The sequence below is a fragment of the Zarconia navalis LEGE 11467 genome, assembly GCF_015207075.1.
In the GTDB taxonomy this organism is placed as follows: Bacteria; Cyanobacteriota; Cyanobacteriia; order Cyanobacteriales; family Geitlerinemataceae; genus Zarconia; species Zarconia navalis.
In genome coordinates this window covers 1-6,976 of the sequence record NZ_JADEXN010000283.1, presented here as the reverse complement: position 1 = coordinate 6,976, position 6,976 = coordinate 1, and the positions used below count along the sequence as shown (strand labels likewise).

The 6,976-nt window shown below is 49.1% G+C and carries 5 protein-coding genes and 2 tRNA genes; 4 read left to right on the top strand and 3 right to left on the bottom strand.

What is annotated here, in order from left to right:
• Nucleotides 1-19: 19 nt before the first annotated feature.
• The gene (locus IQ235_RS14780) at nt 20-799 is read right to left on the bottom strand and encodes an HAD family hydrolase (RefSeq protein WP_264322210.1); all 780 of its coding nucleotides are present in this window, start codon (nt 797-799) and stop codon (nt 20-22) included.
• 192 nt (nt 800-991) lie between these two features.
• Between IQ235_RS14780 and IQ235_RS14775 the strand changes: the two genes are divergently transcribed.
• From IQ235_RS14775 to IQ235_RS14760, 4 genes are all read left to right on the top strand, one after another.
• On the top strand, nt 992-1,879 hold the full coding sequence (locus IQ235_RS14775; RefSeq protein ID WP_264322209.1) for a hypothetical protein: 888 nt from the start codon (nt 992-994) through the stop codon (nt 1,877-1,879).
• 26 nt (nt 1,880-1,905) lie between these two features.
• Nucleotides 1,906-2,124, top strand: coding sequence for a hypothetical protein (locus IQ235_RS14770; RefSeq protein WP_264322208.1), 219 nt, complete (start codon nt 1,906-1,908; stop codon nt 2,122-2,124).
• 57 nt (nt 2,125-2,181) lie between these two features.
• Nucleotides 2,182-2,266: transfer RNA gene (locus tag IQ235_RS14765), tRNA-Tyr, on the top strand.
• Between the two features lie 29 nt (nt 2,267-2,295).
• Nucleotides 2,296-2,367, top strand: a tRNA-Thr gene (locus IQ235_RS14760).
• 163 nt (nt 2,368-2,530) lie between these two features.
• Here IQ235_RS14760 and IQ235_RS14755 read toward each other — a convergent pair.
• Both IQ235_RS14755 and IQ235_RS14750 read right to left on the bottom strand, forming a co-directional pair.
• Nucleotides 2,531-5,341, bottom strand: coding sequence for a zinc-dependent metalloprotease (locus IQ235_RS14755; RefSeq protein ID WP_264322207.1), 2,811 nt, complete (start codon nt 5,339-5,341; stop codon nt 2,531-2,533).
• 799 nt (nt 5,342-6,140) lie between these two features.
• Nucleotides 6,141-6,425: a DUF427 domain-containing protein gene (locus tag IQ235_RS14750; RefSeq protein WP_264322206.1), complete on the bottom strand. Its 285-nt coding sequence runs from the start codon at nt 6,423-6,425 to the stop codon at nt 6,141-6,143.
• Between the last annotated feature and the right edge of the window lie 551 nt (nt 6,426-6,976).

The following is a 6,976-nucleotide window of genomic DNA, read 5'->3' as shown; positions in this document are numbered from 1 at the left end:
ACTTAACCGAACTTAATAGTTAGATCCTCGCCGCGAGCAGATACCGTACCAACTCGCCAAACCCATCCCCTTCCATTCCCTGGGTGAGATAAGCCGGAGGATGAGGGAGCAAATCGAGATAGTCGGCAATATTGGCCACTCCCACCGAATGGGGGAAATTGCTCGGATCGAACAAACTGCGATCGTTGGGACTATCTCCCACTGTTAGCACGCGATCGCGATCGAGCTGGGGAAAGTAATCCTCAAGCACCCGCAAAACAGCGGCCGCTTTTTCCTGGGCAAAAGGCTTGATATGGCACTGCACCGTACTGTAGACAAAATCCCAACCTTGCTCCTGGCACGAAGCCGCCATTTGTTGCAAATCCACCTGGCTCAGTCCCTTCACATCAAATGTCCAATCCGTAATCCGAAACGGATTGTCAGCGGATTCTTGCAGGTGGGGAAAGTCTCGTTGCAGCGACTCGAAAACCCGCGCTAGGTTTTGTCGGTGGGCGATCGGATCTTTGATGTCGTTGAGAAGAAGGGGAAAGTTTCTATCGCTCGCGTACAGCAGCCCGCCATTTTCGGCGATCGCTCCCCAAACCGGTAGGTAGTGAGCCAAACCACTCACCCAACCCGCCGATCTTCCGGTAACGATAACAACCGAAATTTGCGATCGCGCCAACTCGAGCAACTGGGCTAGCAAACCGGGAGTAAATTGACCCTGTTGGGTTAACGTGCCGTCCATATCCGTGGCCACCAGGCGTATTTTGGGGGCAAATTGGGCGGCGATCTTTCGATCGAGTAAAACAGAAGACATCAGATCGGATTTGGTTAAATATTTTTGATTGCCCGTGAAGCGATCGGGGGAAGCTGGGGGAAATCGAACTTGTTGAATGCACGAGAAATCACCGCTTAACGAACATTCGATCGCATTTAGCGCTCGCGGTGGTGGGCGGAGAGTGCATTCTCTTCATAAGATAGAGATATTCAGTCGTTTCAGTTACGTCTTATGTCAGATCCCATTATTCTCATCGAGCCGACATTAGCACAAACCCCATTCCAAGCTCAAGGGCAAGAGGTTCCCAGCAACTCCCTAATGATGGGCGTACTCGGATTTGTTTCCTTAGGGGCGATCGTGGCGGCTATTTTTTCCCGAGTTCAAATGAGTAAGCTCAATAAAAAGCTCAGAACTGAAGAGTTTAAAAATCGCGAACTCCAAAAGAAGTACAAGCGTGCCGTTGCAACCATCGGCAAGATGGAAAAGAATCCCGACCTGATTCACTCGCGAGAGTTTAACCTAGACTACTTGCGGATGCGAATGGAAGAAGAAACCTTCCATTTTGCCGTAGTCAATCAGATTAAGGTCAAGGTTAAAAATAAAATCAGCATCGCCCTACGTCCCAATGCAGAAAATCGGGGTGCGGGACGCTTGGTGGATGAAACGTTTGATGTGGAACACGAAACCGGTGTTGGCTCTCAAACGAAAAAGAGAGTCCTGTTCCGGATTCAAATCAAGATGACGAAATTACCCACGCAACCCACCTCGGCTACTATCGGTCAAATTATTGATTGTATCGAAACGTATCTGAGTCCGGCTGGCGATCGCGATACCTGGCAACCGTCCATCCAGGGCCGCGTAGCTTACATCCACTGGGATCAAAGTGCCAAGCCCACACCCCTGCTGGTTCTAGAACAAACCAATGAAGGGGTAAACGTGACCTTCCGCACCAAGCGCAGCGCTCATGCTGGATATGCGATAGAAGACGAGAAATCAAAATCTTCCCCAACCACGATTCCCAAACAAGCTAGAAGCCGTACCGCCGCCGGAAGAACGGCCAAACGTCCGATGGCAAAAGCACAACGGTCTGCCAGACCGACCAACACGCGGATTCGATAGGGGAGAAGTTCTTCACTCGTTTTGAAATGAGCGATCGCACGGAGTTCGCTGTACGGTGTATCGAGATTGAAGTCCACACTGACTCTTGCAGCATCGGGGTGACATCTAAGTTTGATGTGGAAAGATCGAAGGTCTGGCTCGAAATTGTTCTCGATCGACTTTTACTGGCTTTCGGTTCCACGCTCGAATTGGCGCGGGACATTTGGTTGAAATTCCGTCAAATGGCAGAAGCCGGAAAATTTTAAGAACATTTGTCTTTTTGGGTAACTATGCTATGATTAATAACTGTGGTCAAAATTAATGGGTCGGTGCCCGAGTGGTTAATGGGGGCGGACTGTAAATCCGCTGGCTACGCCTACGCTGGTTCGAATCCAGCCCGGCCCACCACACAATGGACATAAAAATTCTACGTCAGTGCCCTTGTAGCTCAGTGGTAGAGCACACCCTTGGTAAGGGTGAGGTCACGAGTTCAATCCTCGTCAAGGGCTTTAAAATACTAAAAATTTAACTGAAACTTCATGCTTGCTCTTTCATGGATGAGTGGCGTAAATCCGTAACGACCTACGATCGAGCGATCTGCGATTGTCGGGACGGAACGATCGTTCCGTCTTCGCGCTCCTACTAGGAGCGCGGGGCTTCTGGAGGGGTTTGTTAATTCGACTGAAACTCAGCGTCGAGGGCTTTGAGCAGGCGATCGCGAGTTTCTTGCAAGTGAGCGGTGGTATAAGTGTCTAGATCGTCTTCTTGCTCTTGCAGAGCCTCGTAGATATCTCCATCGAGCTGGCGCAACTGATACCATGCCAGAGTCCGAGCGTCTTCGGGTACGTCCAACTGCCCCAACACCATCGAAATGAGCAAATTAAGATGTTTGCGCTGCAAGGAACGACGAACGCTGGTAATGGGAGTCGGAGCGTTCTGGGCTTGCAACACTTCCATCCAGATGCTGCGATGGAGGGTCTCAAATAGTTCCGGCAGAGTCAATGCCTCTCCGGGGTCGGTTTTGAGTTCCAAGTCCCGCAAGCGGTTAAGTCGCTCGCCCGAGAGCAGGGATTCGAGAATCGCCCCTTGCACGAACAGGATGATATCGTGAATCGGATAATCCAAACGGAAAACCGGAATCTCGCTACCCCAATGACTCCAGCGCGAAGGTGCGAGTTGGTTGAGCAAGTCCGGTGAAAATTCAAAGGCATTGGGGGCAAAGACGTACTGCTCCAGAGTCGCCAAACTTTGCCGCTGTTTCTCCACGGGGATTGGCTCGAAGGGCAAGCGTCCCGCCGGGTCCCCAGCACGAGCGCGGTTGAAGGACTGACCCCCCACGTAGTTGGTGACGATCGCCGCTTGATTGAAGTAATAGGACAGCACCAGATTGAATTTCTCGCGCATTTTGCTGAAATCTTCTCCCGGCTGGAGGCTCTCACTTTCTAAACGCAGCCACATCTGACGGGCATTTTCCATTTGGTACTGCGCGTAACGGAGGGGATCGTTACTCAAATCGAAGCGAGTGACGGCCGGATCGACTTGGGACCAAGCATCTTCATCGGTGCCGTAAGCCAGTTCCGGGTCCGAAGAGCGCTCGGCGATCGCTTCGAGAAAGTCTTCCTCTTGCTCCTGCAACCGCCGAGGTGAAGGTTTGTAGCCGTACTCCACCGCCCAGCGATCGTAAGGTCCGACGAGGGTGGGGAAATAGTCACCCTGGGGCATTCCCGGTGGTGCCAGGTTGGCAAAGACGTAATCCATTACCGACGAAATCGAGCCTCGGGTGCGGGTAATTTGCGTGTCGTTCAGCTCTTCGGGACTCAGCAAGGTGCTGCCGTGGAAGTTGTGGCGCAATCCTAATGTATGTCCCACTTCATGGGCCGTTAAGAACTGCAAATATTGATTGATATATTCCTCAATTTCCGCCCCATCTGGCTGAGCGCCGTGTAATAAAGACAGTGCCATCGACCCGATGGCCAGTTGCCGGGTACATTCGCCACAGCTACAACTTTGGCGATGGCGATTGGTAAACGGCAGGCGATCGCTGAGAACCGAGGGATCGAGTTGGGGGCGATCGCCCTCAACTCGATCGCATAAAGCAGAAGCAATGCTACAGGCTTCGGCGGCCAGTTCGCTTTGGGCACTGCCACCGCTGCCGATTAGCGAGCTAAACTCCTGCTGTGCCAAGCGAACCACATTGGCATCGAGCAGAATATCCGCATCTAAAATTTGTCCGGTGAGGGGATCGACCCGCGACGGACCGATGCCGGCAAAATAGGAGTATAAGTTGGTTGACCAGCGGATGGTGTTGTAGCGGATATCTTCCGGTTGCCAAGTTGCGTCATCGGGCATCTGCCGCACTTCGATGGCGTTGAGGAACCCTGCCTGTTCAAAGGCTTTATTCCATACCAAAATGCCTTCGCGGATGGCATTTCGATACTTGGGGGGTACGGTATTCTCGATCCAGAAGACGATCGGCTCTTTAGGGGGTGAGAGTTCGGCATTGGGATCTTGTTTTTCCAAGTTCCAGCGCTGAATGTAGCGGACAAACGGATCGCTGTTGGTATCGTCGGCAACGTTCCGATAGGCAGTGATAAAATACCCCACTCGCTCGTCAGCAGCACGCGGTTGATAACTGCCCTTGGCAGGCAGTTGGGAAATACTATAGTGAACCTGCAAGTCGAACGCACGGTTGTCTGGGAGGGTTGTCAGGTATCCTCCATTGCCGGAAAATCCGTAAACCGATTCGATTTCGACGTTGAGGGGAAAGGCTTGCACCCGTTGTAAATAGGATTTATCGGAGTCGGGCCAATAGGAACCTCCTAAAAAGTACGGAAGCTCGGAGGCTAAGCCCGAAATATCCCGATTCATCAGCAGTTCCCCTAAATCCACCAGCAGGGTTTTTCGTTCGGGATGGGTGGCGACGATGGGAAGGGAATACAGTACCGATTCGCTAAAAGATCGATCGAGCGATCGCGCTTCGGGATCGCTTGCTTGGTTGCGCAAGTAGATATTGGGCACGACAAACTGAACTCGGTCTCCCTGGCGGCGGAATTGAAACAACACATCTCCAAGAGGCAAACCGCTCAACAGTCCAGCTTCTCCAATCCCTCTCGATAGGGTCATCACCAACAGCAAGTTTTGATTGAATTGCTCCGGAGAAAGTTCTAAGTAAAGCTCGCCAGTGACATCGTTTTTATACAGGGAAAATAATCCTTCGAGTTTCCGACTCCCGAGGACGATATCATCGAAGACAACTCCATCGACCCCCAAGGCAGCAGGGTCGAGATTCTCGCCATTAGGAACATCAGCCGGTAACTCGCCCTCTGGCAATTCTTCTTGCTGTTTAATAACTTCTAGCTTTTCCTTCGTAGCGGGTTCGGTCTCAACTTTAGCCTTGGTTTTTCCAGCCGCAACAGCATTGAATGTCAGAAATAATAAACCCAAAGGTATTAAAGAAGAAATTCCGTAAGCAAGTTTTTTCATATTGCGTAGATTCAGAGTTGCGTTTGCGTTACTGACGTGGGCAAGGTTAAATTGAGGTTTGGGTTCGCCACCGATACAAGTCGAGTCCGGTCTGTTGTTTGCTCCATGGGCTTAACCTAACGATACCGAAAAAGTCCGACTTCGGGTTTTCGGTGCCATATTACTGGTATACCCCAAAGACGAGATAAAAGTTCTATGAAGTTAGGAGAATTCACCGATGAAGTTTGCGAGGGAGGTATTGTCGAACAAAATCGATCGCTTTCGATAGCAATTTGCTCGATCTCGAACGTGATATGCCAGACAACTGAACCCCCACAGCAACTTAATCGGTCTCGTTTCCATGCAAGGCAAGTCTTTCCAATTTGATGACGATGAGTCAGAACGATTCCTATTGGAGATCGAGGATCGGTCTCTTTTGCTTCCATCACAGACTCGATCTCTGTCTCATTCTAATATGAGGTCAGTCAGCGCAAATAAATACAACGATGTTTTGTTATTACGATGAGGTCTGACAATATATATCGGTTCCATAGGGGGAACGGCTGTTAACCCCCTATAGGGATTGTTGACTTTTCGTTAGATCGTAGATTCGATCGAACCCGACTTACCTAAAAAAATCTAAATTTTGTTCGGGAAGTTCTAGCAAGCGCGGGTGGTAAAGATGCCGATCGAGTGTAGATTTTAGAAAAGGGTCTTGGCCGATGGGGTCAGACTAAAGAAGAGTGGCTGAACTTCTGCCTATTTGTACTAGGTCGATCGCTAAATCGATCTCCACACCTCGTTTCCTAAACGCCAAAAGCTATTTTTCAACTTTGACCCCTTTCCAAAAAGAAATATATCCTTTAATATTTTTCGCGGCTTCTTTCGTTTCCGGATAGTACCATGCTGCATCGGCATTCACTTTCCCATCCACTTCAATGTTGTAGTAGCTAGCAACACCTTTCCAAGGACAAGTGGTCTGGGTATTGCTGGGCTTAAAATACTGTGTGTCGATCGAATCTGGAGGAAAGTATTGATTTCCATCGACGACTTCACAGTTATCGCTTTCGGCTAATAAAGCACCGTTCCAGGTTGCTTTTGACATTAATTTTTTCCAAACTTTAAGTTGTTTGAAATATTCTATCAAAATTTCAGAGCAAAAAACAGGATTAAAATTTAGTTTTTTTAATCCTATACCGTAAATTAATTCAAGAAAAGATAGATCGTTTTGTTTTTCGGTATAAAAATAATTGAAATCGTAAGAAAATATTTTTTTGTTTAAATTCTTTTTTGTCGTATGCAAACAAAATATTTTTTGCAAATCTCGCAACGATTTTACTGAAGAACAGACCCACAACATCAAATCGCGGTCGATCGCGCGGATATCGGATCGATTCGCGATACCAGAGACTCGAAACACAAACCCAAACATTTCTAACTAGGAATGCAATTTATCCTGAAATATTAGTTTCTTGTCAGAAGATCTTGATTGAGAGTGATATTTAGTCCCGAGCACAAACATCTCTCGGATGCGTATGCCTCTACCTCAATCTCCACCGATCGTTTGACGCAAAGCAGCACTGAGACTTTCCGCAAACGGGAGGGAAAAGCTGCCATTCCCCGTACTCCATCCATCCAAGCGACACCCCTCAGAGC